Annotated in this window: 28 protein-coding genes and 1 riboswitch; of the genes, 15 read left to right on the top strand and 13 right to left on the bottom strand. The window is 69.3% G+C overall.

Annotated features, from left to right (window positions below; genetic code table 11):
* Positions 1 to 92: 92 nt before the first annotated feature.
* Positions 93 to 512 carry a Fur family transcriptional regulator gene (locus ACFWBQ_RS30945; RefSeq protein WP_385503646.1) on the bottom strand — a complete coding sequence of 140 codons (420 nt, stop codon included), beginning with the start codon at positions 510 to 512 and terminating at the stop codon, positions 93 to 95.
* Between the two features lie 144 nt (positions 513 to 656).
* Between ACFWBQ_RS30945 and ACFWBQ_RS30940 the strand changes: the two genes are divergently transcribed.
* Positions 657 to 2126: a catalase gene (locus ACFWBQ_RS30940; RefSeq protein WP_385503637.1), complete on the top strand. Its 1470-nt coding sequence runs from the start codon at positions 657 to 659 to the stop codon at positions 2124 to 2126.
* Between the two features lie 397 nt (positions 2127 to 2523).
* Here the strand turns inward: ACFWBQ_RS30940 and ACFWBQ_RS30935 are convergent, their stop codons facing one another.
* Positions 2524 to 2925 (bottom strand): cyclic nucleotide-binding/CBS domain-containing protein, encoded by a 402-nt coding sequence (locus tag ACFWBQ_RS30935; RefSeq protein ID WP_385503633.1) that lies wholly within the window; start codon positions 2923 to 2925, stop codon positions 2524 to 2526.
* 287 nt (positions 2926 to 3212) lie between these two features.
* On the opposite strand from ACFWBQ_RS30935, the gene ACFWBQ_RS30930 reads away from it, so the two are divergent.
* Complete coding sequence (locus ACFWBQ_RS30930) at positions 3213 to 3812, top strand: transposase (protein WP_385503631.1); 600 nt, start codon at positions 3213 to 3215, stop codon at positions 3810 to 3812.
* Positions 3813 to 3828: 16 nt separating this feature from the next.
* Here the strand turns inward: ACFWBQ_RS30930 and ACFWBQ_RS30925 are convergent, their stop codons facing one another.
* Positions 3829 to 4350 (bottom strand): hypothetical protein, encoded by a 522-nt coding sequence (locus ACFWBQ_RS30925; protein WP_385503904.1) that lies wholly within the window; start codon positions 4348 to 4350, stop codon positions 3829 to 3831.
* A gap of 166 nt (positions 4351 to 4516) precedes the next feature.
* On the opposite strand from ACFWBQ_RS30925, the gene ACFWBQ_RS30920 reads away from it, so the two are divergent.
* Entirely contained in the window at positions 4517 to 5245 is a 729-nt protein-coding gene (locus ACFWBQ_RS30920; protein ID WP_385503626.1) for a hypothetical protein, read from the top strand.
* A 598-nt stretch (positions 5246 to 5843) separates the two neighbouring features.
* Here ACFWBQ_RS30920 and ACFWBQ_RS30915 read toward each other — a convergent pair.
* The gene (locus ACFWBQ_RS30915) at positions 5844 to 6230 is read right to left on the bottom strand and encodes a transposase (RefSeq protein WP_385503622.1); all 387 of its coding nucleotides are present in this window, start codon (positions 6228 to 6230) and stop codon (positions 5844 to 5846) included.
* Between the two features lie 312 nt (positions 6231 to 6542).
* On the opposite strand from ACFWBQ_RS30915, the gene ACFWBQ_RS30910 reads away from it, so the two are divergent.
* Positions 6543 to 6695, top strand: a complete 153-nt coding sequence (locus tag ACFWBQ_RS30910; RefSeq protein ID WP_385503621.1) for a hypothetical protein — start codon at positions 6543 to 6545, stop codon at positions 6693 to 6695.
* 88 nt (positions 6696 to 6783) lie between these two features.
* Here ACFWBQ_RS30910 and hisN read toward each other — a convergent pair whose 3' ends face one another.
* Positions 6784 to 7584 (bottom strand): histidinol-phosphatase, encoded by an 801-nt coding sequence (hisN, locus tag ACFWBQ_RS30905; protein ID WP_385503617.1) that lies wholly within the window; start codon positions 7582 to 7584, stop codon positions 6784 to 6786.
* Between the two features lie 153 nt (positions 7585 to 7737).
* Between hisN and ACFWBQ_RS30900 the strand changes: the two genes are divergently transcribed.
* Positions 7738 to 8358: a TetR/AcrR family transcriptional regulator gene (locus ACFWBQ_RS30900; RefSeq protein ID WP_385503615.1), complete on the top strand. Its 621-nt coding sequence runs from the start codon at positions 7738 to 7740 to the stop codon at positions 8356 to 8358.
* A 35-nt stretch (positions 8359 to 8393) separates the two neighbouring features.
* Here the strand turns inward: ACFWBQ_RS30900 and ACFWBQ_RS30895 are convergent, their stop codons facing one another.
* The 4 genes from ACFWBQ_RS30895 to ACFWBQ_RS30880 form a co-directional block, all read right to left on the bottom strand.
* Positions 8394 to 8717, bottom strand: a complete 324-nt coding sequence (locus ACFWBQ_RS30895; RefSeq protein WP_385503611.1) for a DMT family transporter — start codon at positions 8715 to 8717, stop codon at positions 8394 to 8396.
* Positions 8718 to 8823: 106 nt separating this feature from the next.
* On the bottom strand, positions 8824 to 9840 hold the full coding sequence (rsgA, locus tag ACFWBQ_RS30890) for a ribosome small subunit-dependent GTPase A (protein WP_385503608.1): 1017 nt from the start codon (positions 9838 to 9840) through the stop codon (positions 8824 to 8826).
* Positions 9841 to 9844: 4 nt separating this feature from the next.
* A complete protein-coding gene (aroA, locus tag ACFWBQ_RS30885; RefSeq protein WP_385503606.1) occupies positions 9845 to 11224 on the bottom strand; it encodes a 3-phosphoshikimate 1-carboxyvinyltransferase in 1380 nt (459 codons plus the stop codon).
* 103 nt (positions 11225 to 11327) lie between these two features.
* Positions 11328 to 12041 (bottom strand): M50 family metallopeptidase, encoded by a 714-nt coding sequence (locus tag ACFWBQ_RS30880; RefSeq protein WP_385503604.1) that lies wholly within the window; start codon positions 12039 to 12041, stop codon positions 11328 to 11330.
* Positions 12042 to 12115: 74 nt separating this feature from the next.
* Between ACFWBQ_RS30880 and ACFWBQ_RS30875 the strand changes: the two genes are divergently transcribed.
* The 9 genes from ACFWBQ_RS30875 (at position 12116) to ACFWBQ_RS30835 (ending at position 20390) form a co-directional block, all read left to right on the top strand.
* Entirely contained in the window at positions 12116 to 12931 is an 816-nt protein-coding gene (locus ACFWBQ_RS30875; protein ID WP_385503601.1) for an SOS response-associated peptidase, read from the top strand.
* 9 nt (positions 12932 to 12940) lie between these two features.
* Positions 12941 to 13600: an alpha/beta family hydrolase gene (locus ACFWBQ_RS30870; protein ID WP_385503596.1), complete on the top strand. Its 660-nt coding sequence runs from the start codon at positions 12941 to 12943 to the stop codon at positions 13598 to 13600.
* A gap of 305 nt (positions 13601 to 13905) precedes the next feature.
* A complete protein-coding gene (locus ACFWBQ_RS30865) occupies positions 13906 to 14562 on the top strand; it encodes a sigma-70 family RNA polymerase sigma factor (protein WP_329215066.1) in 657 nt (218 codons plus the stop codon).
* Positions 14559 to 14876 carry a mycothiol system anti-sigma-R factor gene (gene rsrA / locus ACFWBQ_RS30860; RefSeq protein WP_385503593.1) on the top strand — a complete coding sequence of 106 codons (318 nt, stop codon included), beginning with the start codon at positions 14559 to 14561 and terminating at the stop codon, positions 14874 to 14876. The genes ACFWBQ_RS30865 and rsrA overlap by 4 nt, the downstream gene beginning before the upstream one ends.
* A 158-nt stretch (positions 14877 to 15034) precedes the next feature.
* A complete protein-coding gene (locus tag ACFWBQ_RS30855) occupies positions 15035 to 16423 on the top strand; it encodes an HD-GYP domain-containing protein (protein WP_385503587.1) in 1389 nt (462 codons plus the stop codon).
* A 2-nt stretch (positions 16424 to 16425) separates the two neighbouring features.
* Positions 16426 to 17682 (top strand): HD-GYP domain-containing protein, encoded by a 1257-nt coding sequence (locus ACFWBQ_RS30850; RefSeq protein WP_385503900.1) that lies wholly within the window; start codon positions 16426 to 16428, stop codon positions 17680 to 17682.
* Between the two features lie 91 nt (positions 17683 to 17773).
* Complete coding sequence (locus tag ACFWBQ_RS30845) at positions 17774 to 18766, top strand: tetratricopeptide repeat protein (RefSeq protein ID WP_385503582.1); 993 nt, start codon at positions 17774 to 17776, stop codon at positions 18764 to 18766.
* A gap of 81 nt (positions 18767 to 18847) precedes the next feature.
* Entirely contained in the window at positions 18848 to 19486 is a 639-nt protein-coding gene (def, locus tag ACFWBQ_RS30840) for a peptide deformylase (protein ID WP_385503578.1), read from the top strand.
* A gap of 166 nt (positions 19487 to 19652) precedes the next feature.
* Positions 19653 to 20390, top strand: coding sequence for a D-Ala-D-Ala carboxypeptidase family metallohydrolase (locus tag ACFWBQ_RS30835; RefSeq protein ID WP_385503574.1), 738 nt, complete (start codon positions 19653 to 19655; stop codon positions 20388 to 20390).
* 73 nt (positions 20391 to 20463) lie between these two features.
* Here the strand turns inward: ACFWBQ_RS30835 and ACFWBQ_RS30830 are convergent, their stop codons facing one another.
* Positions 20464 to 21438, bottom strand: a complete 975-nt coding sequence (locus tag ACFWBQ_RS30830) for a GlxA family transcriptional regulator (protein ID WP_385503571.1) — start codon at positions 21436 to 21438, stop codon at positions 20464 to 20466.
* A gap of 81 nt (positions 21439 to 21519) precedes the next feature.
* On the opposite strand from ACFWBQ_RS30830, the gene ACFWBQ_RS30825 reads away from it, so the two are divergent.
* Positions 21520 to 21732: a hypothetical protein gene (locus ACFWBQ_RS30825; protein WP_385503564.1), complete on the top strand. Its 213-nt coding sequence runs from the start codon at positions 21520 to 21522 to the stop codon at positions 21730 to 21732.
* Here the strand turns inward: ACFWBQ_RS30825 and ACFWBQ_RS30820 are convergent.
* From ACFWBQ_RS30820 to ACFWBQ_RS30810, 3 genes are all read right to left on the bottom strand, one after another.
* Positions 21729 to 22745 carry a ribonucleotide-diphosphate reductase subunit beta gene (locus tag ACFWBQ_RS30820; protein WP_385503560.1) on the bottom strand — a complete coding sequence of 339 codons (1017 nt, stop codon included), beginning with the start codon at positions 22743 to 22745 and terminating at the stop codon, positions 21729 to 21731. The two genes, ACFWBQ_RS30825 and ACFWBQ_RS30820, sit on opposite strands and share 4 nt — an antisense overlap.
* Complete coding sequence (locus ACFWBQ_RS30815; protein ID WP_385503554.1) at positions 22745 to 25150, bottom strand: ribonucleoside-diphosphate reductase subunit alpha; 2406 nt, start codon at positions 25148 to 25150, stop codon at positions 22745 to 22747. The genes ACFWBQ_RS30820 and ACFWBQ_RS30815 overlap by 1 nt, the downstream gene beginning before the upstream one ends.
* A gap of 133 nt (positions 25151 to 25283) precedes the next feature.
* Positions 25284 to 25425, bottom strand: a riboswitch (cobalamin riboswitch).
* A gap of 35 nt (positions 25426 to 25460) precedes the next feature.
* Positions 25461 to 25961 carry a GNAT family N-acetyltransferase gene (locus ACFWBQ_RS30810; RefSeq protein ID WP_385503550.1) on the bottom strand — a complete coding sequence of 167 codons (501 nt, stop codon included), beginning with the start codon at positions 25959 to 25961 and terminating at the stop codon, positions 25461 to 25463.
* Positions 25962 to 26047: the final 86 nt, after the last annotated feature.

Genomic DNA, 26047 nt, shown 5'->3' with positions numbered 1-26047 from the left:
GCCCGGATCCTGAAAAGGATCCGGGCCTCAGTCGTATGTCCGGACGGATGCAGGGCGAGGTCCCGCACCCGGGGGCGCGGGACCGGGTCGCCTCAGGCGGCGGCGGCGCAGTTCGGGCAGACGCCCCGGTAGGTCACCTCGACGTTGGAGACGGTGAAGCCGAAGCGCTCGTGGGCCGGCAGATCGGCCAGCGGATCTCCCGACGGGTGCACGTCCCGGATGGCTCCGCACTGCGCGCACACCAGGTGGTGGTGGGGGCGGTGGGCGTTCGGGTCGTACCGCTTGGCCCGGCGGTCGGTGGACACCTCTATGACCTCACCGAGAGACACCATCTCGCCCAGGGTGTTGTACACGGTGGCGCGGGAGATCTCGGGCAGCCTGTCGACGGCCCTCGCGTGCACCTCGTCCGCCGTCAGGTGTACGTGGTCCCCGTCAAGGACCTCGGCCACGACACGCCGCTGCGCCGTCATGCGCCAGCCGCGTCCACGAAGTCGTTCCAGGAGGTCACTCATGGGGTCCAGCCTAACAGTGGGGGGAGCGAGTCCCGAATGGGTGTGACTTTGGATGCTCACTTGACTTAGACAATGTCCATTGTAGGATCGGGAACGGCATACGCCGAGGGACAGGCTGTGCAGGAACCGACGACTGTGCAGGACATGACGCAGGAGGCGCACGTGACGCAGGGACCGCTCACCACGGAGGCCGGCGCACCGGTTGCCGACAACCAGAACAGCGAGACCGCCGGTCCGGGTGGTCCGGTTCTCGTACAGGACCAGGCGCTGCTGGAGAAGCTTGCTCACTTCAACCGTGAGCGCATCCCGGAGCGCATCGTGCACGCCCGTGGCGCAGGTGCGTACGGCACGTTCACGCTGACCCGCGACGTCTCGCAGTGGACGCGTGCGAAGTTCCTCTCCGAGGTCGGCAAGCAGACTGAGACGTTCCTGCGCTTCTCCACCGTCGCGGGCAACCTCGGCTCCGCCGACGCGGTGCGTGACCCGCGCGGTTTCGCGCTGAAGTTCTACACCGAAGAGGGCAATTACGACCTCGTCGGCAACAACACCCCGGTGTTCTTCATCAAGGACGCCATCAAGTTCCCCGACTTCATCCACACCCAGAAGCGCGACCCGTACACCGGCTCGCAGGAGGCGGACAACGTCTGGGACTTCTGGGGTCTGTCGCCCGAGTCCACGCACCAGGTGACCTGGCTCTTCGGGGACCGTGGCATCCCGGCCACGCTGCGCCACATGAACGGGTACGGATCACACACGTACCAGTGGAACAACGAGGCCGGCGAGGTCTTCTGGGTCAAGTACCACTTCAAGACCGACCAGGGCATCAAGAACCTCACCAGCGACGAGGCCGTGCGTCTTGCCGGCGCCGACCCGGACAGTCACCAGCGCGACCTCCGCGAGTCCATCGAGCGCGGCGAATTCCCGTCCTGGACCGTGCAGGTGCAGATCATGCCGGCGGCCGAGGCGGCGAACTACCGCTTCAACCCGTTCGACCTGACCAAGGTCTGGCCGCACGAGGACTACCCGCCGGTCGAGATCGGCAAGCTCGAGCTCAACCGCAACCCGGAGAACATCTTCGCCGAGGTCGAGCAGTCGATCTTCAGCCCAGCGCACTTCGTGCCGGGTATCGGCCCGTCCCCGGACAAGATGCTCCAGGGCCGTCTCTTCGCGTACGGCGACGCCCACCGCTACCGCGTCGGCATCAACGCCGACCACCTGCCGGTGAACCGCCCGCACGCCACCGAGGCGCGTACCAACAGCCGTGACGGGCACCTCTACGACGGCCGCCACAAGGGTTCGAAGAACTACGAGCCGAACAGCTTCGGCGGCCCGTTCCAGACGGACAAGCCGCTGTGGCAGCCGACTCCGGTCACCGGCGGCACCGGCAACCACGAGGCCCCGAGCCATGCCGAGGACAGCGACTTCGTCCAGGCCGGAAACCTCTACCGGCTCTACTCCGAGGACGAGAAGACGCGACTGATCGAGAACCTCGCCGGGTTCATCTCGCAGGTCTCGCGCGATGACATCGCCGAGCGCGCGATCAACAACTTCTGCCAGGCCGACGGTGACTTCGGCAAGCGGCTGGAAGCAGCGGTCCAGGCCCTGCGCGGCTAGAGGGCGTCCGCAGAATCCTGCCGTGCGCCCGGAGGGCGGTGCTCGCGGCGTCCGGTGCGGGCCATCGCAAGGGCAAGGACCGGCCTCGTACCGGACGTACTCGGCCGGTGCGACAACGCGGCCAATGTGCGGGCCAGGCGTCGCGGGCCAGGCGGGACTTTGCGGGTGCCCCCAGGACCTGAATCAGCGGACGCGCATGCGGGGTGGCCGGCGGATCCGCCGGCCACCCCGCACTTCCGTGTGCGCTCCCGTCGGGGCGTGAGTCGAGGCCGAGGACATTGACCGGCAGGGCAGGACGCTCATCCGGTCGGTCATTGACGCCCAGTGGGCGACGTGGCCCGCGCGATCGGCCGGCCTCCCGCGCGCAGGGGCCGGCGGGTCGCGCGGGTAGGGCCACTCAGCCGACCAGCTCCACCGGATGACGTCCGGCCGGTGCCCAGCAGCGGATGATGTCGCGCACCGACACGATGCCGACCGGCCCGGCGCCGTCCAGCACGATCAGATGCCGGAAGCCGCCGTGCGTCATGGCCTCGGCCGCCTCCTCCAGAGTCCAGACGGGTGCGGCGAAGACCACATCGGTGGTGGTGTGGCCGGAGGCGGTCTCGACATCGGGGTTCTGGCCCGCTCCGACCGCGTTGAGGATGTCGCGCTCGGTGAGAATGCCGAATCCGCAGGTGTCCGGGTCATGGACGACGGCTGCTCCGACACGGCGGACCGACATCAGCCGGGCGGCCTGGCGGAGGGTGTGGGTCGGGCCGATGGTGAGGACCACCGTGCTCATGGCGTCACGGACGAGCATGAAGGGAGCCACCTCCTTCGTGAAGCGACTGCGTGAGCCGATTCACAAGTTCACAAGTAGGGGGACTCTCAGAGTCGCACTGTTGGGGGGCGGCAACAAGGGGTGGCGAAGACCGTTCGAGGGGCGTGCGGTGGTGCGGCACGCCCCTCATGGTTCCGGTGCGCCTGCTCAGGCGCCCAGGAGGCGCGGGATGCTGGCGATCTACGCACCAGACCGATTGCCCTCCTGGAGCCACGCACCTACGCCGTGTATCAAAAGTGGATCTTGAGCGATGAATGACCCGGTTCATGGCGCGGGGAGATCTCACGGATGAACAGTGGGCTGTGTGGGAGCCGTTGTTGCCGACGGGGACGAAGACGGGACGGCCGCCAGTCCGACCACGGCGGCAGCTGATCGATGGCACGCGGTTCCGGGTCCGGACCGGTGTTCCGTGGCGGGACGTGCCCGTCGAGTACGGACTGTGGGGCCGGAGCTACGACCTGTTCCGCCAATGGCAGCGGGACGGCACCTGGCACAGGCTCCTCGCCCGCTTCGAACCCGTGCTGGACAAGGTCCGCGTGCCCCGCATCGGGCCGGGCCGGCCGCGCGTTCACCCTGATCGCGTGCGCGCTGACAAGGCCTACGCCTTCCGCAAGAACCGCGCTCACCTGCGCCGTCGCAGGATCCGCTGCACCATCCTGGACAAGGTCGACCAAGCGTGCAACCGCCAGAAGCTCCGCTCCCGTGGAGGCCGACCGCCACGTTTCGACCCGGCCGACTACCGCGAGCGCCATGCGGTCGAGTGCGGGATCAACCGCCTCAAGAAGCACCGCGCCGTGGCCACGCGATACGACGAGCTCGCGGTCCGCTACGAAGCGACCGTCCTCATCGCAGCCATCAACGAGTGACTGTGGCCCTCGGCCCTCACGGGGTTGGATCCACGTTCCACGCCGTAGGCAGATCGCTGCCGCAGAAGACGCAAACGAAGTCGTCCTCGCGCACGATGTTGTGCTCCTGGCAGCCACGGCACCGTCGGAACACCACTTCATGGGTGAAGCCGGAGGGCCGCCCGAGCTCTACGTCGTCCAGAGCACGGGCGACTGCCGACCAGGAGCTGACGTCCGGGCAGTACCCGGTGGACTGGTTGCTGACCTCGCCCACAGCCCACCGGCCTGTCTCGCGCATGAAGCTGATCTCGCCGGCGCTCAAAACCATGTCGCCGTCGGCACAAGCCACGTGCTCGCTTCGTCGCGGCGCCAGCCGAAGAACACCATCCGTGCCAACCACGAAGGTGAACGGTTCGGCCAGCTCCGCCGCAGATCGTTCAGCGATCCAGCTGCCGAAGTCAGCCGCCGAGCTGATCCGGCACCCGCCGCTGCCAGGCCGGACCGCGGTCCTCAGCTCGACCGGTCCGAGATATCGGTAACTCCGCCCCCGCGCACTCACGTCAGCCAACTTGGAGCACTTCCGACACACGCCCTAGTAGTCGTTCGTCTGTTCGGTCTATCCCGGGTCGCTGAGGTTCTCGCGCGAACTTAGCGTCTTCCACTAGGGCCGGACGCCAGCCGGACGACCGGCTGACCGCCCTGGGCCTTCGGTCAGGAGGAGCACGATGAGCGGGGTCCCGGAGAGGGGAAGCGAACAAAAACCTGCCCCGACGCACGAAGAGATCCAGGCCAGGATCGGAAAACGCCTGGACGACGTTGCCAAGATCCTGGCTGGCGCCCTCGTCGCCGTTGCCGGAGTCATGACGCTGCTTGGCCTCAGCAGCGACGTCGTGTTCGTTGCCCTCAACAACGAGTCGTGGCCCATCTATGTGGCCTCACTCTGCGCCATCCTCGCCATCGTCTGCAGCATTGTGGCCCTGCTCGTCCACCCCACACGGCGGGGCAACCTGTGGGAGACCGTTGTGCTCATTCTCGGGGTGATCCTCTACATGGTGGCTCTGAGCGTGGCGGTTATCGGCGCGGCCAAGGCTGCTGGGGGAAACGGGCGGCCGACCATCACCAACATCAAAGTCGACGGCCCTCGGTCCAATCTGAAATTGAGCTTCGACGTTCATGCTGACGGTGTCGAGACGGGGGCTCACGTTGAGGTATTTGTAACGGTTGTAAAGGCCAATTTGGATGATCCAGTCCATGACGGGGTCGACGACTACTCAAGCGAGCTCCGACCCAACGACAAAGGCGTGGTCGAGCAGCGGGTCAGTATGCCGATGTCCCTGCCGCCACAGGCCGCAGGCATCAGTATCATGGCCCTCAATGCGGGCGATGGAACCGAGGACCAATGTGGCTCGCTCACACAGCGCGGGCCGACGTGCGCGAGGTTCCGGGTTCCCTAGCAACGGCTGACCTCGCCGTTTCACTTGCCGTGGGCCGGTTTCTGCGCGGTAACGCGAAAGTGCCTTCTGGGCTAGGGCCTGTCTTCAAAGAGTCGTACCCCGGTTGCCTCTTACGTCGATCGTTGTTGGGTGGTCGCCGCCCAGGGCCCGCTCGAAGTCGGCGAGGGTCTGTTCATACAACGGGATCGCCCGCCGACCTGTAGGGGTTGGCGAGGTTGTTGCGGGAGGTCAGGGTTTGCGGGCGGTCGCTGCCGTATAGGCGGACGTCGGCGTACTCGCTCGTAGAAGGCGATGGCGAGCGGCAGTGTTCCGTGCTCGTGGTGGAAGGAGGCCACCCTCACCGAGAGATGAAGGCTCAGCCCGCCCCTACGAGTTCAACCTCAGATACGTGGGTCGTATTTCCCAGTGCCCCAGCATGCTGGACAAGACTGGGTGAATTCGGGCGTTTTCCCTTCCCCGTGGCAGTTGCGGCACGGGTCCCCCGGCGACGGGGTCGAGGAATAGCCCCCCGTGGAGGACGTTCCGAACCACGCTTCCCACTTGAACCAGAGCCACACACCTACGACGAACAGCCCAATTGCCACCAGGGGTTCCATATTCAACAGGGAAGCCCCCCACGGGGTAAGCCGTCAACCTCCTTACAGGCAAGTGCTGACCAACGGACCAACAGTTTGCGCACGCCCTGGATGGTGTAGCTGACGTGGAACATCCGGCCGATCAGCGTCTTGGCCCTGGCCGGCGTCCACCGCTGATCCGCGAAGCCATGCGCCAGCGGGCCGCGCTCCAACTCCCGCTCCAGCCTGGCCAACTGGGCATCGCTCAGCCGGGGCGACGACGTAGGTCCCCTCGATGACAAGGCCTGAACACTGCCCTCTCGCCACCGCTGCCGCCACTTCTCCACCGTCCGCACATGCACCCGTAGCTCGGCCGCGATCTCCGACGACTTCTCACCCAGGGCGAACGGCCTGGCGGCCTCCAGGCGCACCGACTCCCGGCGCACCCTGTCGCTCGCTCGACAGTCTGAAGCCGATCCACATTCGTGAGTGGCTGCGGAAGCTCGAAGACGGGGATTGGCACCTGCCTATCAACGGGTCATCTTCGCGAACCTCAACGCGATGGTGGCGGCTGCCGTCGACGGTCGCCTGATCCCGCACAACCCGTGCCGCTCGTCGTCAGTGAAGCCGCCCAGGCTGGAACCTCGCCGGATCGTGGCGTGGGCACCTGAGCGTGTGCTGGCCGTTCGCTCTGCACTGCCGGAGCGGTACCGGGCCATGGTGGACTTGGCCGGGAGAACGGCATGCACGCGCTGAGGCACTTCTACGCGTCCGTTCTGCTGGACGCGAGGGAGAGCATCAAGGCGTTGTCGGAGTACCTGGGACACCACGATCCCGGCTTCACACTGCGGACGCACACGCACCTCATGCCGAGCAGCGCACGCGCGAGGCGGTGAACCGTGCCTTCGAGGACGGGCCCAGGGCCGATGACGGCCCCAGGACCGCCCAGGGGGTTGAGGATGGAGGAAATGACCAGGTCAAGCCTCAGTAGCGCTGGTTCAGATATCCCAGCAGCTCGTGGTGGAGCGTCCCGTTCGAGGCCGCCGCGTTGCCGCCGCCCGGACCGGAGACCCCGTCCAGGCTGGTGAACTGCCCGCCCGCCTCCTGGACGATGATCGCGTTCGCTGCCATGTCCCAGAGCGACAGCTCCGGCTCCGCGCAGATGTCGACCGATCCCTCGGCGACCATCATGTACGGCCAGAAGTCCCCGTACCCACGGGTGCGCCAGCAGGCCCGCGTCAGATCCATGAAGCCGTCGAGCCGGCCCTGCTCCTCCCACCCGGTCAGTGAGGAGTACGCGAGCGACGCGTCGGCGATCCGCTCCACCTTCGACACGTGCAGCCGGGTCGCGGAGGTCAGGCTGCGGCCGGAGAACGCTCCCGCGCCCTTCGCCGCCCACCAGCGCCGGTTCAGCGCGGGCGCGGACACCACGCCGACCACCGGCTGGAAACCGTTCTCACCCGCCTCCATCAGCGAGATCAGCGTCGCCCAGACCGGCACACCGCGTACGTAGTTCTTGGTGCCGTCGATCGGGTCGATCACCCAGCGGCGCGGACCGGTCCCCTCGATGCCGTACTCCTCGCCCAGAATCGCGTCGCGTGGGCGGGCCCGATGGAGGTGGCCGCGGATCAACTCCTCGGCGGCCTTGTCGGCCTCGCTCACCGGCGTCATGTCCGGCTTCGTCTCGACCTTGAGGTCCAGAGCCTTGAACCGGTCCATCGTCGTCGCGTCAGCGGCATCCGCCAGCACGTGGGCGAGGCGCAGATCATCGTGGTAGTCGGGCATGCCGTCACAGTATCCACAGGCACCCGTCCGGGCTACACGGCCCCGTGGGCAACAAGTGCGCCCGAGCGGTGCCGCAGCCGGTGCGCGGCCCCTTGACAGTGCGCGGCAGCGCGTCAACTCTGAATCGCAGATCCCCCGGCGTGGGAGGCAACGATGCCTGCAACGCGAGAAGCCCTGCTGGACGCCGCACTGTCGGCGCTCTCGACGCTGCCGTGGACGGCGGTGCGCATGGTCGACGTGGCAGCTGCCGCCGGGGTCTCCCGGCAGACTCTCTACAACGAGTTCGGCAGCAAGTCCGGCCTGGCCCGCGCCCTGATCCGGCGCGCTGCCGACAGCTATCTGTCCGGGGTGGAACGGGCCCTTTGCGCGCACGGGGCCACGGCAGCGGGACCGGCGGAGCTCGCTCTTTGGACGGTGCGCGCCGCCCGGGCCAATGACCTGGTCAAGGCCCTGCTCACGGGGTTCTGGGGGGACCGGTTACCCCGGCCCGGAGCCGCAGGACCGTCGTCGTCGGCTGTTCCCGCGCAGCGTCGTGCCGATGCCGCGTTGCCGACGCCCACCGAGCTGCTCGCGCTCGTCCGGGACCGGGCAGTGGCCGCACTCCACAGCGGGAGCCCTCCGCAGGACGCCGCCGACCTGGCGCTGACCTGCGAGATCGCGCTCCGGCTCGCCCTCTCCTACGCGATCGTGCCACCGGTCCTGGCACCGTCACCGACCGGGGCGGACGCGGCGGCGCTGGTGCGCGAGGCCCTGGCGCGGCACTCTGCACGCTGAGATACGCGGTGCACCGCGGTTCGGTGCAAGGGAACTCAGGTCGAGGAGCCCGACAGCTGCAGACCGATCACACCGACGATCACCAGCGAGATCGACACGAGCTTGAGGGTGGAGACCACGTCGTCGAGGAAGATCATCCCGTAGATCGCCGTGCCGGCCGCGCCGATGCCCGTCCACACCGCGTATGCGGGGCCGACATCGAGCTTCTTGAGGGACAGCGTCAGCAGACCGAAGCTTCCGAGGGCGAAGGCACAGAACGCGATCGTCGGCCACAGCCGGGTGAAGCCGTGCGAAAGCTTCAGACACACGGCGAAGCCGGTCTCCAGCAGTCCTGCGACCACGACCAGCAACCACGCCATCGTCAGGTGCCTCCCACGTAGGTGACTGCTTCGTCTCGCTTGACGCGATTATGCCCTTACCAGTCGTGGGAGCTCGCAAACGTGCGCGAGTCGTGCGGGCCGCCTCTCAGTCCCCCTCGCGCCGCTCCCGGGTCGAGAGCAGCCGCCGCAGCGAGTCGAGCCGTGCGGGATCGGCGTGGCCCTCCGCGACCCAGGCATCCAGGGCGCATTCCGGCTGCCGGTCGTCATGGGTGCAGCCGCGCGAACAGTTCTCCGTACCCGGCTGCAGATCGGGGAACGCGTTGATGACCCGGGACGGGTCGACGTGGTGCAGCCCGAACGAACGGACACCCGGGGTGTCGACCACCCAGCCGCGGTCGTCCGGCAGCGGCAGCGCGAGCGCCGACGTGGTGGTGTGCCTGCCGCGGCCCGTGACGGCGTTGACCACACCGGTCGTGCGTCGTCTGTCCTTCGGCACCAGGGCGTTGACCAGTGTTGTCTTCCCGACTCCGGAGTGCCCGACGAACGCGGTCACCCGGTCGTTGAGCAACTCCCGCACCCGGTCCGCCGCGTCGCCGTTCTCCAGTTCCTCGCGGCTGGTGACGATGTAGGGGACACCCAGCGGGGTGTATGCCTCCAGGAGCTTGTCCGGTGACGCCAGGTCGGACTTGGTCAGGACCAGGAGCGGGGTGAGCCCTCCGTCGTACGCCGCCACCAGACAGCGGTCGATCATGCGCGGGCGGGGTTCCGGGTCGGCGAGTGCGGTGACGATGGCCAGCTGATCGGCGTTGGCGACGACCACGCGTTCGTACGGATCGTCATCGTCCGCGGTGCGGCGCAGGACCGAGTGGCGCTCGCCGATGCGCACGATGCGGGCCAGCGTGTCCTTGTCACCGGAGAGATCGCCGACGATGGAGACCACGTCTCCCACGACGGCGGCCTTGCGGCCCAGCTCACGGGCCTTCATCGCCATCACGGTGCGCCCGTCGACGAGACAGGTGAGGCGGCCGCGGTCGACGGTGAGGACCATGCCGTCCTGGGCGTCCTCGTGCTTCGGCCGGATGTGCGTGCGAGGGCGGTTGCCCTTGCGGTTGGGGCGGACGCGGATGTCGTCCTCGTCAGGGTTCTTCCCGTAGCGGCGCATGTCCTCAGGCCCCGCGCCTTTCCGGGGATGCCCCGAGTGCTCCCGGCGAGACGCCGACCGTTGCGGACGGATCACCGAGCATGCCGGCCCACATCTCGGGGAAGTCCGGCAGCGTCTTCGCGGTCGTACCGACGTTCTCGATCTCCACCCCCGCGACGGCGAGGCCGATGATCGCGCCCGCGGTCGCCATCCGGTGGTCGTCGTACGTATGGAAGGTGCCGCCGTGCAGGGGGCGCGGCCGGATCCGCAGTCCGTCGGCGGTCTCGGTGACATCTCCGCCCAGGCCGTTGATCTCCTTGGTCAGAGCCGCCAGCCGGTCCGTCTCGTGCAGCCGCAGATGGGCGACGCCGCTCAGCGTGGACGGGGAGTCGGCGAGTGCGGCGAGGGCGGCGACGCCCGGGGTGAGTTCACCGACCTCGCTCAGGTCGACGTCGATGCCATGGATGCGGCCCGATCCTGTGAAGGTGAGACCGCGCTCCGTCAGCTCGCAGCTGCCGCCCATTGCGGTGAAGATCTCGCGCAGCGCGTCACCCGGCTGGGTGGTACGCAGCGGCCAGTCGGGGACCGTGACCCGGCCGCCGGTGACCAGTGCGGCCGCGAGGAACGGCTGTGCGTTGGAGAGATCCGGCTCGACGGTCAGATCGCGGCCGAGCAGCGCGGAGGGGGAGACCCGCCAGACGTTCGGCTCACCACCGCTCTCCGGTTCGTCGACCTGGGCGCCGACCGCGCGGAGCATGTCGACGGTCATCCGGATGTGCGGCATGGAGGGAAGGGCCGAACCTGTGTGGCGTACCTCCACCCCCTGGTTGAACCGGGGCGCCGACAGAAGCAGCGCGGAGACGAACTGCGAGGACGAGGAGGCGTCGATGGCCACCGGACCGCCGTCCAGCGCGCCCGCGCCGTGCACGGTCAGCGGCAGCGCCCCGCGCCCGTCGTCGTCGATCCGGGCGCCCAGCGCCCGCAGCGCGTCGATCACGCCGTTCAGGGGGCGCTCGTAGGAGCGGGGGTCCCCGTCGAAGTGGACCGGGCCGTCGGTGAGGCAGGCCACGGGCGGGAGGAACCGCATGACCGTTCCTGCGTTGCCGACGTCGATCGTTGCCGGGCCGTGCAGGCCGGCCGGAATGACCCGCCACGCCTCGCCCGAACCGTCCGGGCCGACGCCCTCCTCGATCCCGACGCCCATCGCGCGCAGAGCCTGTGCCATCAGCAGGGTGTCCCGGGAGCGCAGCGGGCGGCGCAGCCAGCCCGGCTCGGAGGAGAGGGAGGCGAGGACGAGGGCTCGGTTGGTGACCGATTTCGATCCGGGCACGGTGACGGTCGCGTCGACGGCTCCGCTCGCAAGCGGGGCGGGCCAGAGGGCGGGGTGCACGGAGCTTTCGGTCATGGCCCTCACTTTAGTGGCACACGGCAAACCCGGATCCCGATCAAATGGGACGAAATAGTGATGTAACGCAAGGGTGGTACACACAGCGGGGCGCTCTGGGCCGTCACAGTCCGAGCAGCCATCGTCCACCGCCGATCAGCGAGCAGAGCGACACCGCATGGAAGAGGAAGAGCCATATCGCGGCTGGTGCGTGCGTCAGCCGGGAGAGCTGGTCGGCGTCGGAGTCCGGTGCACCGCCGTGCCGCCGCTTGGACTGCAGTTCGAACGCCGGGCGCACTCCGCCGAGCAGCAGGAACCAGACCGCGGTGTACGCGAATGCCGACTGGACAGCCGCCGACGTCAGCCAGGACACCAGCAGGAAGGCCGCACCCGTGAGGATGACCGTCAGCGCCCCGTACAGATTGCGGATCATGACCAGCATCACGGCGAGCAGCGCGGTCGCCAGCCACAGGAACAGGGTGATCCGGCCGTTGGTGAGCAGCCAGGCGCCGCCCAGCCCCAGCAATGGAGGTGCCGTGTAACCGGCCGCCGCCGTGAGGATCATGCCGACACCGGTCGGCTTGCCGCGGCTGACGGTCAGCCCGCTGGTGTCGGAGTGCAGCCGGATGCCGGAGAGCTGTCGCCCGGTGAGCAGGGCCACCAGTCCGTGACCGCCCTCGTGCGCGATGGTGATCGCATTCCGGGAGAGCCGCCATATGACGTTCGGCACGACGGCGATGAGAGCCACCGTGGCCGTCACGACAACGAGCCACTGCTCGGGAGCGGGCTGGGTGCCGAAGACGCGATCCCACAGATCGCCCAGATCGGTGCTGTCCATGGTGCGGGCGGCTCCTTGAGGTACTTGAGGTATTGGCGTCCACTCGACATGACGGTCGTGGCAGTCTGGCACTTATGTGCGGACGGTATGCAGCGAGTCGGCGGCCGGAGGACCTGACCGGGCTCTTCGGGGTCGAGAAGTGGGAACCCACCGAGACCCTGGAGCCCGACTGGAACGTGGCACCGACCAAAGAGGTCTACGCGGTTCTGGAACGTCCTGTGAAGGACGCAGACGACCAGCGTCCGGTTCGCCAGCTGCGCACCCTGAAGTGGGGCCTCGTACCGTCCTGGTCGAAGTCCCCCGAGGGCGGCGCCCGAATGATCAACGCCCGCGCGGAGACCGTCCACGAGAAGCCCTCCTTCCGCCGCCCCTTCGTGTCGAGACGCTGCATCCTTCCCGCGGACGGCTACTACGAGTGGGTCACCGGCGTGGACGAGCGGCAGCTGGAGGAGACGGGGAAGCGGAAACGGCCCCGCAAGCAGCCGTACTTCGTGACGCCCGCAGACGGTGAGGTCTTCGCGATGGCCGGTCTGTACGAGTTCTGGCGCGACCGGACCCTGCCCGACGACCATCCGCAGGCCTGGTGGGTGACCTGCTCCGTGATCACCACCGAGGCGGAGACGTCCCCGCTGGCCGTGGCCCCCGCCGAGGGGCCCGCCGCGCTCGCCGACATCCACCCCCGGATGCCCCTGATGCTCACCCCCGACCGCTGGGACGACTGGCTCGACCCGGCGCGTACCGACATCGCGGAGCTGAGGGCCCTGCTGGAGCCGCCGCCGGGAGGGCTCATGCGGGCCTATCCGGTGGCCACGGCAGTCAGCAACGTCCGCAACAACGGCCCGGAACTGCTGGAGGAGCTGGCCGCGCCAGAGGTGAGCACGCTCTTCTGACCCGTCAGGATGGGTCCTGTGACCCGTACAGAGACACAGCAGTGGACCGAGACGGTCGATACGGAAGCCGGAGTGGCCAGGATCACCTGGCGGCCGGCCAAGGACGCCCGGCTGGTGCTCGCCGTCAGCCACGGAGCGGGCGGCGGTATCGAGGCGCGCGATCTCCAGGCCCTCGCCGCCGTGCTCCCCGGGCGGCGGGTGAGCGTCGCTCTGGTGGAGCAGCCCTGGCGGGTGGCGGGGAAGAAGCTCGCTCCGGCTCCCCGGACCCTGGACACGGGCTGGCGCGGACTGTGGAGCGCGCTGGCTGTCCCGGGGCTGCCCGTCGTCGCCGGGGGGCGCAGCGCGGGGGCCCGGGTGGCCTGCCGCACGGCGACGGAGCTCGGTGCCCACGCGGTGCTTGCGCTGAGCTTTCCACTGCACCCTCCGGGCAAACCGGAGAAGTCGCGCAAGGACGAGCTGCTGGGGGCGGGCGTGCCCGTCCTGGTGGTGCAGGGCGGGCATGACCCGTTCGGACGACCGGCGGAGTTCCCTCCGGGTGGGCACACGATCGTCGAGGTGCCCTACGGGGACCACGGCTTCGCCGTGCCGAAGAAGGCCCCTCTGACCCAGGATCAGGCCATGGAGCTCCTGACCGGTGCGGCAGCCGAGTGGCTGGACACACTCCCGTAGCCACGTAGTTCCTCCTGCCTCTCCGGCACCGGCGCGGCCCCGGGGAATGCGGCGTGCGGGGCCGCTGTTGTTCGGGACGTCGGAACAACGAAGTCGTACGTGGAGAGGGAGTCCGTCGCATGGGTTCGACCATCTGCCCGCGCCGCTCGAACACCGCTGATCTGGAGTGGACGGTCCTGCATGCGGCCAAGACCACTCCCGAGCGCGCCGTGAGCGGACCGGATCGACAGCCCGCGTCGAAGCAAGGTCGACTATTCTCCGATGCGAGCGGGTCCGGTTTCGGTTCCGCCACATCGTTGGAGGAGGTGGGTCCGGTCACTGGGACCGACACAGGGACCGACGACGGCCGTGCGGAGGAGACGACCGCCGAGCGCAATGCGCGCTTCGAGCGGGACGCCCTCGGATTTCTCGACCAGATGTACTCGGCGGCGCTGCGTATGACGCGCAACCCCGCCGATGCCGAGGACCTGGTCCAGGAGACGTACGCCAAGGCGTACGGCTCCTTCCACCAGTTCCGTGAGGGCACGAACCTCAAGGCGTGGATGTACCGCATTCTCACGAACACCTTCATCAACTCGTACCGCAAGAAGCAGCGCGAACCTCAGCGGAGTGCCGCCGAGGAGATCGAGGACTGGCAGCTGGCACGCGCCGAGTCGCACATGTCGACCGGTCTGCGCTCGGCGGAGTCCCAGGCGCTGGATCACCTGCCGGACTCCGATGTGAAGTCCGCGCTGCAGTCGATCCCCGAAGAGTTCCGCATCGCTGTGTATCTCGCCGACGTAGAGGGCTTTGCGTACAAGGAGATCGCGGACATCATGGGGACCCCCATCGGTACCGTGATGTCCCGCCTGCACCGGGGCCGCCGTCAGCTGCGCGGCATGCTGGAGGACTACGCGCGTGAGCGTGGGCTCGTTCCGGCCGGTGCCGGTGAGTCGGACGACAGGAAAGGCTCGACCTCATGAGCTGCGGAGAGCCGCACGAGACGGATTGCTCAGAGGTTCTCGATCATCTCTATGAGTTTCTCGACCATGAGATGCCCGAGGGCGACTGCACCAAGTTCGAGGTGCACTTCGAGGAGTGCTCCCCGTGCCTCGAGAAGTACGGCTTGGAGCAGGCCGTGAAGAAGCTGGTGAAGCGCTGCTGCGGTCAGGACGACGTCCCGACCGATCTGCGCTCGAAGGTGATGGGACGGATCGACCTGATCCGTTCGGGACAGGCCGTTCCGGAGCAGGACGTGGCGCTGGGCGGGGCAGAACGGCCCGCTACCGCTGAGTGACCGCTTCCGTCCGGCATCGCTGACCCTCACCCCGTGTCGAGGGCCGGAAGCGCGGCAGTGTCACCCGAATGTGCTAATCCCGCCCATCGGGGCCCTCGGTCACGCCCAACTCGCTAGCCTGGCGCCTTCATTGATCAGGCTGGGGGCGGGCGGTACGGGTGAGGAGCACACCGGGGGCGGCGCGCGCATACATTCTGACCGCGCTGATCTGCTCCGTTCTCTGCGTACTCCCGGCGCTGTCCCCCGGGGCGGACACCCCCTGGGGACCTCTCGCTCTTCTTACGGCGCTCTACCTGGTCTGTGAGCTGCCCGGGCGCTGCCCGTTCTTCGGCAACTCCGTCCCGGTCGGTGCCGGATCGTTCTTCCCCCTGCTGCTCGCCGCCGCCTTCCTGCTGCCGCCTGCCGCCGCCGTCCTGGTCGCGATACCCGGGTCGCTGGCCGGCCGGGTCGAACAGCCGCCGGTGACGGCCCGCCGCGTCTGGCGGGCCGCGCAGCTCGCTCTCGCGGCGTGGGCGGCCTCGTCGGCCCACACCGTCCTCGGGGGCCCCGCCACGCTCGGGGGCCCCGGCGGCGGTGCCGTGCCCGACCTCCCGTACGCCCTGTTTCCCGCCTGTGCCTCGGCGCTCGTCTTCAGCCTCGTCCTGGCCGCCCTGGACGGCGGCATCATCGCCACGGCCGAGCGCGTGCCGCTGCGGCACGCCTGGCGCGGACTGCCGGCGAGCTCGCTGGGACCGCATCTGGTGCACGCGCTCGCCGGGCTGATGATGGCCGTTCTCTGGCGCAGCTCGTACGGTCCGGTGTCCGCGCTGGTCGTCCTGCTGCCGATGTACATCTCCTGCTGGGTGTTCGCCCAGTACCACCGCCAGCACGCCGCCCACCGGGCCACCATCCGGGCGCTGGTCCAGGCCGTCGACATCAAGGACACGTACACCCGCGGCCACAGCGAGCGGGTGGGGCGGGCCTCCGAACTGATCGCCCGTGAGATCGGCATGGAGGAGCAGCGCATGGAGGCACTCCGCTTCGCCGGGATCCTGCACGATGTCGGCAAGCTGGGCGTCCCGACGCGGGTCCTGCGCAAGGACGGACCGCTCACCCCGGAGGAGCGCCGGGTCATCGAACTGCATCCGGAGTACGGGCACGAGATCGTCCGGGGCATCGGCTTCCTCGACGAGGCGCGCGCCGCGATCCTCCACCACCACGAACGGCTCGACGGCAGCGGCTATCCGTACGGCCTCACCGGCGACAAGATCCCTGAGTTCGCCCGCGTCGTGGCCGTCGCCGACGCCTTCGACGCGATGACCTCGACCCGCGCCTACCGGCGTGGGCGGCCCGTGCCGGCGGCGGTGGAGGAGCTGGAGCGCTGCGCGGGCAGCCAGTTCGACCCGCGGATGGTGCGGGCGCTGGCACGGGCCCTGGACCGGCACGGCTGGTCCTCGGAGGCCAACGCGGTCACTTCGGACGAGGAGACGTTCGGGCTGCCGCGGCAGCGGTCGCGGAAGCCGCCGTCCGAAGCCGGGACCGCGGACCGGCCCGGACGGCTCCGGTGAGCGTGATCAGCCGCCCCTCGCTGCCCCCGGCGGTCCTCGCCGTCCGCAGCGCCGCCCTGGCCCTCGCTGTCGTCGCACTCGGCCACACCCTGTGGAACGGAGTCGTGGCACCCGGGCACGCCCTCGCCTTCGGAGTCCTCGTCACCGTGGGCGAACTGGCCCGCTGGGGCGCCCTGCCGGGCGAGCGGGAGCCCGCGCCGCTCGGGGCGGCCGGGGCACTCGCGTACGCGCTGCTCGGGCGCAGCGCCGGGGAGCCCAGCCCGCACGGCGCCTTCCAGGTGATCACTGTCGTCGCCGCGGCGCAGCTGCTCGCCTCCGTGCCCCATCTGGCGCGCGGCAGCGGACCTGGACCCGACCGGACCGCCCGCCGCATCCTGGCTGTCGCCTTCGCCGCAGTGTGCTTCCAGCCGCTCTTCAACTCGGGGCGGACGGCGCTCTGGTTCGGCGAAGGACCTTACTTCGCGCTCTACCTGTTCCTGCTGCTGGTCCTCACCGCGCTGTGCGACGCCGTCCTCGCCGCTCTGCTGCTGCACTCCCGTACCCGTTACCCGTTCGGGCCCCTGCTCCGTGACGAGCTCCGCGCTCTCAGCGGCATCGGCTCGGCCGTCTGCGCAACCGGTGCCGTGATGGCGCTCGGGGTCGCCGTCGGCGGGCTCTGGGCGCTGCCCGTCCTGTGCGTTCCGTTGCTGCTCACCCAGGTGTCCTTCCGCCGGTACGCCGCCGTCCGCACGACCTACCGCCAGACGATCACCTCGCTCGCCCGGTCGACGGAGATCGCCGGATACACCCAGCACGGCCACGCCCGCAGAGTCGCAGAGCTCTCCACCGCCGTCGGGAGGGAGCTCGGCCTGGCCGGACCCGAGCTGACCGTCCTGGAGTACGCGGCGCTGATGCACGACATCGGCCAGCTCTCGCTCGTCGATCCGGTGCCCGACGGCGCGACCGCCGGGCTTCCGGCCGCCGAGCAGCGCCGGATCGCGCTGCTCGGCGGCGCGGTGGTGCGGCAGACCGGGGTGGACACCGAGGTGGCCGTGGTCGTGGAGCAGCAGGCCGATCCGTACCGGGAACAACCGATCACCGCCAGGATCGTCCGTGCGGTCAATGCGTACGAGGACCTGTGCGGGGAAGGCGCCGGTGGCCCTCTGGGGGCGCTGGAGCAGCTCAGGCTCGGCACCGGCCGCGACTACCAGCCGCAGGTGGTCGAAGCGCTGGCCAGAGTCCTGGCGCGAGGCGGTCTGACCCCGGTCCGGTCTGGGTAACCCATGGGTAATGAGCGAGCGTCCGGCCGGGCATGGTTGGATGCGAAGGAGAGCGGAAAACGAGGGTGTCCAGTCGGGACAGGCGGGAATCGTGAGGATCTTCGGGAAGGTACGGCATCGGCCATCCGCCTCTTGGCGGCAGGCCACGGACCGCGCGTTCACGCTGATCGGCGACGGCCGGTACGAGGACGCGGGGGCGCTGCTGACGCGCGCGGCGGATCTGGAGCCCTGGCTCTCGGAGTCCTGGTTCAATCTGGCGCTGCTGCACAAGTTCCGGCACGACTGGGAGCAGGCCAGGGCAGCGGGCCTGCGCGCGGTCGCCCTGCTCGACAGGGAGTCCGGCGCCCCGGACTGGTGGAACGTCGGGATCGCGGCCACCGCGCTGCAGGACTGGCCCCTGGCCCGCCGGGCCTGGCAGGCGTACGGACTCAAGGTGCCGGGCAGCGGCCAGTACAACGCAGCGGCCAACAGCGAGCCGACGGGCATGGAGCTGGGCAGCGCGGCGGTACGGCTGTCGCCCGAGGGCGAGGCCGAGGTCGTCTGGGGCCGCAGGCTCGATCCTGCGCGGATGGAAGTGCTGTCGATCCCGCTGCCGTCCTCCGGCCGGCGCTGGGGCGAGGTAGTCCTGCACGACGGGGTGCCGCACGGCGAGCGGATCACGGCGGCAGGTCCGTCCTACCCCGTTTTCGACGAGATCGAGTTGTGGGCGCCCTCTCCCGTACCCACCTGGGTGGTGCTCCTGGAAGCCTCCACCGAGGCCGACCGGGACGCGCTGGAGCGGCTCGCGTCCGACGCCGGGTTCGCCGCGGAGGACTGGTCGTCCTCCGTGCGGCTCCTGTGCCGGGCCTGTTCGGAGAGCCCGATGGAGAGCGACGAGGGCGACGGGGAGCACCTGGACCCGCACGACCACAGCGAGCCGGGCCACCCGGGCCCGCTGGGGCACCGCACCGCCGGTGATCTCTGGGTCCCCGAGCGTGAATGCGGCATAGCGGCGCCGGCCGGGCTGGTGCGCGGGCTGCTGGACAGCTGGGTCGCGGACAGCCCGGACAGCCGTGAGTGGCGGGATCTGGAAGAAGTCTGCTGACCGGTGCCCGTAGGCTGTACGGGCACCGATTCCGGTGCGGTTCTCAACCTTTTCGGCATTGCAGGAAGGCGTACGGCGGACATGTCGCAGCAGGAGACGGACGAGCAGGTCGGCGTGGACGACGAGGGATTCCTCGTGGACACCGAGGACTGTGAGGCGCGCGAGGCGGCGTACCGCGAGCGCGGCACCTCCCGTCCGATCACGGTCGTGGGCAATCCGGTGCTGCACAAGGAGTGCAGAGACGTCACGGAGTTCGGCGATGAGCTCGCACAGCTGATCGACGACATGTTTGCCAGCCAGCGGACGGCCGAGGGCGTGGGCCTGGCTGCCAACCAGATCGGCGTGGACCTCAAGGTCTTCGTCTACGACTGCCCGGACGACGACGGGGTGCGGCACGTCGGCGCGATCTGCAACCCGGTGCTCGAGGAGCTGGCGCCCGAGGAGCGCAACCTCGACGACTCCAACGAGGGCTGCCTCTCCGTCCCGACGGCGTACGCGTCCCTGGCTCGCCCGGACTACGCGGTGGTGCGGGGCCAGGACGCCAAGGGCAACGCGGTGAAGGTGCGGGGCGACGGGTACTTCGCGCGGTGCCTCCAGCACGAGACGGACCACCTCTACGGGTACCTGTACATCGACCGGCTCTCGAAGCGGGACCGCAAGGACGCGCTGCGACAGATGGACGAGGGCACGCCGCGCTACGAAGTCGTCGCGAACGGCTGATCCCTCCCGAGCCCGGGCCCTGCTGCCGGTAGGCCGGCAGCAGGGCCTTTCTGTTGCTCGGCGGGTGTCGTCCAGCGAACAACCGGCGTTTCCCTAGGGGTAGTTGACGCGCGTCGACTCGTCCGACAGGCTCACCCCTACACCTCACCGTGGTAGGGAGACCCCCATGCTCAGACGTTCCGCACATCTGCTGCTCGGCTTTGTCATGACCATGGCGTTCGCTATAGGCGGGGCCGTCGTCACCGCGGGCCCCGCGCAGGCCGACGGCTGCTACACCTGGACCCGCACGCTGTCGTCCGGAGCCTCCGGAGCCGACGTCACCCAGCTCCAGATCCGGGTGTCCGGATATCCGGGATACAACTCCGTACTGGCCATCGACGGCTCGTACGGCCCCGCCACCACGGCCGCCGTCAAGCGATTCCAGACGGCCTACGGCCTTGCCGCGGACGGCGTCGCGGGACCGGCCACGCAGTCCAAGCTCTATGCGCTCCAGGACGACGACTGCACCCCGATCCACTTCACCTACCCCGAGCTCAACACGTGCAACAGCACCTGGGCCGGTGGGGCGGTTGCCGCGGGCACGGCCAAAGCCAATGCGCTGAGCTCCATGTGGAAGCTGGAGGCGCTCCGGCACGCACTCGGTGACCAGTCCATCCGTGTCACCAGCGGATTCCGGTCCACCTCCTGCAACTCCGCGGTGGGCGGGGCGTCCAACAGCCGCCATCTGTACGGTGACGCCGTCGACCTCGGCGCCGGACCGCACGCACTGTGCACCATCGCCCAGCAGGCCCGTAACCACGGCTTCAACGGGATCCTCGGACCGGGCTACCCAGACCACGGCGACCACATCCATGTGAACCAGGGACCGAGCCACTTCTGGTCGGCACCGAACTGCGGCATCTGACCGCACACCGCACTGCTGTCGTGCCCCGTCCCGGATCGCGTGATCTCCCGGGCGGGGCACCGCCGTTCGCCGCTCAGGCCACGTCGGTCAGCGCGACGGGTCCCCGGAACGTGCGGCGGTAGGCATTCGGCGTCGTGCCCAGTGAGCGTACGAACTGATGACGCAGCGCTGCCGCGTTCCCGAAGCCGGTCCGCCCGGCGATCGTGTCCATGGTCTCGTCCGAGGTCTCCAGCAGGTGCTGCGCCAGCAGCACGCGCTGCCGCAGCAGCCAGCGGTACGGGGTGGTACCCGTCTCCTGCTGGAAGCGGCGCGCGAAGGTGCGGGGCGACATGTGGGACTGGGCGGCCAGCTGCTCGACGGTCATCTCCTGGTCGAGGTGGCGCTCCATCCAGGCGAGCGTGTCCCCGACCGTGTCGCACCGGGTGCGGGGCAGCGGGCGCTTGATGTACTGGGCCTGGCCGCCGTCCCGGTGGGGCGGCACCACCATGCGGCGGGCGATGGCATTGGCGACGGCCGGTCCGTGCGCCTGGCGGACCAGATGCAGACAGGCATCGATCCCCGCAGCCGTGCCCGCCGACGTGATCACCGGGCCCTCGTCCACATAGAGCACGTCCGGCTCCACGACAGCCTTCGGGAAGCGGCGCGCCAGCTCGGCCGCATGGCGCCAATGGGTGGTGCAGCGACGGCCGTCCAGCAGCCCGGCCGCGCCGAGCACGTACGCGCCGGAGCAGACGCTCAGCACCCGCGCTCCGCGCTCCACGGCCCGGCGCAGGGCGTCCAGGACCTCCTCGGGGTACTTCCGCTCCATGAAGTGGCTGCCCGCCGGTACGGCGATGAGGTCGGCCTCCTCCAGCCGGTCCAGCCCGTACGGCGTGCTGATGGTGAACCCGGCGTGCGTCCGCAGGACCGGGCCCTCCGCCGAGACGACCGCGAAGTCGTGGACCGGCAGCCCGTCGTCGGAGCGGTCGAGTCCGAACACCTCGCACAGCACGCCGAGTTCGAAGGGATGGACTTCGTCGAGCAGCAGAGCGGCGACATTCTTCAGCATGACGACAGTGTGGCAGTAATTCGATGCTGCATGACAGTCCTGCCACTGACCGAATCGGCTCGCACGGACGACAGTAGAGCCATGAACACATTCCTGAGCTACCTGGTCATAGCCGCACTTTTCACCCTCGTCCTGCTGCCCGCGTTCGCAGGGATCGCAGCGGAGCGCAGGATCGACCGCGAGCTGCGGGACGCGGAACGGCAGCGGTCCGCGCAGCCTCCGGAAACGCCGGGCGCCGCGCGGCCGGTCATGGCCACGCGGCGCCCGCTCGCCGGAGTATGGGCGAGGACCTAGAAGTCGTCGTCGAAGCCGACCGAGCCCTCCACCGCAACCTGGTACGCGGAGGGCCGGCGCTCGAAGAAGTTCGTCAGCTCCTGGACCCCCTGCAGCTCCATGAACGAGAAGGGGTTCTCGGAGCCGTAGAGCGGCGGGAAGCCGAGCCGGGTGAGCCGCTGGTCGGCGACACACTCCAGGTACTGGCGCATCGACTCCGTGTTCATACCGGGCAGACCCTCGCCGCACAGATCGCGGCCGAACTGCAGCTCCGCCTCGACGGCCTCCTTCAGCATGTCGGTGACCTGCTGCTGGAGGGCGTCGTCGAAGAGCTCCGGCTCCTCCTTGCGGACGGTGTCCACGACCTCGAACGCGAAGTTCATGTGCATGGTCTCGTCGCGGAACACCCAGTTGGTGCCCGTGGCCAGGCCGTGCAGCAGGCCGCGCGAGCGGAACCAGTACACGTACGCGAAGGCGCCGTAGAAGAACAGCCCCTCGATGCACGCGGCGAAGCAGATCAGATTCAGCAGGAAGCGGCGGCGGTCGGCCTGCGTCTCCAGACGGTCGAGCTTCTCGACCTCGTTGATCCACCTGAAGCAGAACTGGGCCTTCTCGCGGATGGAGGGGATCTCCTCGACCGCGTCGAACGCGGCCGCACGGTCCTGCGGATCGGGCAGATAGGTGTCGAGCAGCGTCAGATAGAACTGGACGTGCACCGCCTCCTCGAACAGCTGACGCGACAGGTACAGCCGCGCCTCCGGGGAGTTGATGTGCTTGTACAGCGTCAGCACCAGGTTGTTGGAGACGATCGAGTCACCGGTCGCGAAGAACGCGACGAGCCGGCCGATCATGTGCTGCTCGCCGGGGGAGAGCTTGGCGAGGTCGGCGACGTCGGAGTGGAGGTCGACCTCCTCCACCGTCCAGGTGTTCTTGATCGCGTCCCGGTAGCGCTCGTAGAAGTCCGGGTAGCGCATGGGCCGCAGGGTCAGCTCGAAGCCAGGGTCGAGCAGGTTCTTGGTGGTGTCGGAGCTCATTACTGGCAGGCCTCGCAGGACTCGGGGTTTTCGAGCGAGCAGGCGATGGCGTCCGCGTCGGGCGCCGAAGCCTGCTGAACGGGAATGGGTGCGGCCGCAGCGGTCGTCCCGGACGCCGCACGGGCGATGCGGGTCGCCGGACGCGAACGCAGGTAGTACGTCGTCTTCAGCCCCTGCTTCCAGGCGTACGCGTACATCGAGGAGAGCTTGCCGATCGTCGGCGTCTCCAGGAACAGGTTCAGCGACTGGCTCTGGTCGAGGAACGGCGTACGGGCCGCCGCCATGTCGATCAGACCACGCTGCGGGATCTCCCACGCCGTGCGGTACAGCGCACGCACGTCCTCGGGGATCCAGGCGAAGCCCTGCACCGAGCCGCTCGCCTCGCGCAGCGCTTCCCGGGTCCGCGCATCCCACACGCCGAGCTTCTTGAGCTCGTCCACCAGGTATGCGTTCACCTGGAGGAACTCGCCGCTGAGCGTCTCGCGCTTGAAGAGGTTGGAGACCTGCGGCTCGATGCACTCGTACACACCGGCGATCGAGGCGATCGTCGCCGTCGGCGCGATGGCGAGCAGCAGCGAGTTGCGCATCCCGGTCTTCGCGACCCGGGCACGCAGCGCGTCCCAGCGCTCCGGCCAGTTCAGCTCGGTGTCGTAGTGGTCGGGGTGCAGCACACCGCGGGCGGCGCGCGTCTCGGACCAGGCGGGCAGCGGGCCCGAGCGCTCCGCGAGGTCGCACGACGCCTCGTACGCGGCAAGCATGATCCGCTCGGAGATCCTCGTGGACAGCGCGCGGGCCTCGGCCGAGTCGAAGGGCAGCCGCAGCTGGAAGAAGACGTCCTGCAGACCCATCGCACCCAGGCCCACCGGGCGCCAGCGGGCGTTGGACCGGCCGGCCTGCTCGGTCGGGTAGAAGTTGATGTCCACCACGCGGTCGAGGAAGGTCACGGCGGTTCGGACGGTGGCGTCCAGCCGCTCCCAGTCCATCTCTCCGCCGGCGACGAACGCGCCGAGGTTGACCGAACCCAGATTGCAGACGGCCGTCTCGCCGTCGTCGGTGACCTCGAGGATCTCCGTGCACAGGTTCGACGAGTGCACGACCCGGCCCGGCTCGGCGGTCTGGTTCGCTGTCCGGTTGGAGGCGTCCTTGAACGTCATCCAGCCCTGACCGGTCTGTGCGAGCGTCCGCATCATCCGGCCGTACAGCTCACGGGCGGGCATCGTCCTGCGGGCCAGCCCCTTGGACTCCGCCGCACGGTAGGCGGCATCGAACTCGTCGCCCCACAGGTCGACCAGCTCGGGGGTATCGGCCGGAGAGAACAGCGACCACTCGGTGTCCGCGTCGACGCGGCGCATGAACTCGTCGGGGATCCAGTGCGCCAGATTCAGGTTGTGCGTGCGGCGCTGGTCCTCGCCCGTGTTGTCGCGCAGCTCCAGGAACTCCTCGATGTCCGCGTGCCAGGTCTCCAGGTAGACGGCGGCAGCGCCCTTGCGGCGGCCCCCCTGGTTGACGGCGGCGACGGAGGCGTCGAGCGTCTTCAGGAACGGCACGATGCCGTTGGAGTGCCCGTTGGTGCCACGGATCAGCGAACCCCGGGCGCGGATACGGGAGTACGAGAGGCCGATGCCTCCGGCGTGCTTGGACAGCCGCGCCACCTGGTGGTAGCGGTCGTAGATCGAGTCGAGCTCGTCCAGCGGAGAGTCCAGCAGATAGCAGGAGGACATCTGCGGGTGCCTGGTACCGGAGTTGAACAGGGTGGGAGAGGAAGGGAGGTAGTCGAGCCGGCTCATCAGCCCGTACAGCGAGGCGACTTCCTCCAGGGCGTGCTCGGAGGTGTCCTCGGCGAGTCCGGCGGCCACCCGCAGCATGAAGTACTGCGGGATCTCGATGACCTGGCGGGTGAGCGGATGGCGCAGCAGATAGCGGCTGTGCAGCGTCCGCAGCCCGAAGTAGCCGAAGCGGTCGTCGGCGCCGTCGGCAAGAGCCTGCCCGGCCAGCGCGTCGAGCGCGGCCGCGTGCAGCGTGACGAACTCGGCCGTACGGTCCGCGATCAGGCCCTCGCGGTGACCGACGGCGACCGAGGCGGAGAAGGAGAGGGCGCCCTGACCGGCGGCCTCGTCCGCGATGGTGCGGGTGAGGAGCCGTGCGGCGAGCCGGGAGTAAGCGGGGTCCTCGGAGATCAGGCCCGCGGCGGCCTCGGTGGCCAGCGAGCGCAGCTCGGCCTCGTCCGACCGGGCGTTGCGGCCCCGCAGTGCGGCTGCGGCGACCCGACCGGGGTCGGTGTCGGGCAGATCGACGGTGAGGTCGGTCAGGGTCCGCAGCAGTGCGGTCCCGGGCCCGTCGGTCGTGGCGTGCGTGGACTCGGCTGTAGCGGCCGCTGAAACCGGATCGGCTGGCGCGATGGTCACTGGGGCTATCCCTCGCTCGGCTCGGGGCCGGCGGGAGCGGGGCAGCCGGGCAGGACGGCGCCCGGGAGGGCAGCACTGCGCACGGCGTCCACCGGCCCTCCGCGAGGCCCGGACGTCTGGCATCCGGTTCGGTCGAGCCGGACGCGCTGTCGGCAGGTCTTCGGACTCCCGGGTGCGCAGAAGCACACCGATCACACCGTTGCGGGACAGTTCCGGATTCGCACCGGATTCCCCTGCGGCGACAGCGAGCACGAGCATACATGTGGGGGCCGCCAGACATGACAGCCCCCACATGTTGTGTCGCGCTCGATCAGAGCTCCAGGCGGAACGTCAGGAGCGAGATGTCCTCAATGGGCTTCCAGTCCCGTTCCGGAGTCCGCACGAAGCCCAGGCGCCGGTAGATCCGATGGGCACCGAACATGGACTGCTGCGTCGACAGGACGAGACCGCAGATGCCCTCGGCGGCCCGTGCCCGGTCGATACAGGCCCGTACGAGCGCCTCGCCCGCTCCACGTCCACGGGCTTCGCGGGAGACGGCCAGCATCCGGAATTCGGCTTCGTCCGCCCGGGCGATGTCCGCCCACGGGTTGCCGGGGGGCGCGTAGGTCACGCCGCCGAGCAGTGCGCCACCGCCGCCCACCGCGACGAGTACCTCCGCCTCGGCGGCCCGGCGCCCGACCGCGCGCAGTTCGGCGAGATAGCGATCGTCGGCGCCGAAGTCCAGCAGCCCGTCCGCGAGATACGCCTCGGCGGTGATGTCGGCCAGTGCCTCGTGCTCCTGGAGGCCGACGGGCCTGATCGCGATATCCATGGGCGGGAGTCTGCCGCAGGCGGAAGGGGGCGTCGACCCCCTTTTCGGCGCCCCGTAACGGAGCGGGCCGCCGCGCCCCTGGGGAC

This window comes from Streptomyces sp. NPDC060035 (assembly GCF_042736635.1).
GTDB lineage: Bacteria > Actinomycetota > Actinomycetes > Streptomycetales > Streptomycetaceae > Streptomyces.
Note: the sequence above shows the minus strand (reverse complement) of the source record. Positions and strands in the feature narration are given on the sequence as shown.